This window comes from Metapseudomonas phytobenefica, assembly GCF_043392685.1.
GTDB lineage: Bacteria > Pseudomonadota > Gammaproteobacteria > Pseudomonadales > Pseudomonadaceae > Metapseudomonas.
Genome location: NZ_JBHZGM010000095.1, coordinates 1 through 620, shown reverse-complemented (window position 1 = coordinate 620; position 620 = coordinate 1). Strand labels below are relative to the sequence as shown.

At 52.1% G+C, this 620-nt stretch carries 1 rRNA gene; it reads left to right on the top strand.

What is annotated here, in order from left to right:
* A 23S ribosomal RNA gene (locus tag ACFW0B_RS25905) occupies positions 1 to 620 on the top strand; the annotation flags it as partial.

Sequence of the window (620 nt, the reverse complement as noted above, 5' to 3'; positions counted from 1 at the left end):
GTTAGGTGACTGCGTACCTTTTGTATAATGGGTCAGCGACTTATATTCAGTGGCGAGCTTAACCGACTAGGGGAGGCGTAGCGAAAGCGAGTCTTAATAGGGCGTTTAGTCGCTGGGTATAGACCCGAAACCGGGCGATCTATCCATGGGCAGGTTGAAGGTTAGGTAACACTGACTGGAGGACCGAACCGACTACCGTTGAAAAGTTAGCGGATGACCTGTGGATCGGAGTGAAAGGCTAATCAAGCTCGGAGATAGCTGGTTCTCCTCGAAAGCTATTTAGGTAGCGCCTCACGTATCACTCCAGGGGGTAGAGCACTGTTTCGGCTAGGGGGTCATCCCGACTTACCAAACCGATGCAAACTCCGAATACCTGGAAGTGTCAGCGTGGGAGACACACGGCGGGTGCTAACGTCCGTCGTGAAAAGGGAAACAACCCAGACCGTCAGCTAAGGTCCCAAAGTTCTAGTTAAGTGGGAAACGATGTGGGAAGGCTTAGACAGCTAGGAGGTTGGCTTAGAAGCAGCCATCCTTTAAAGAAAGCGTAATAGCTCACTAGTCGAGTCGGCCTGCGCGGAAGATGTAACGGGGCTCAAACTAGACACCGAAGCTACGGGTTC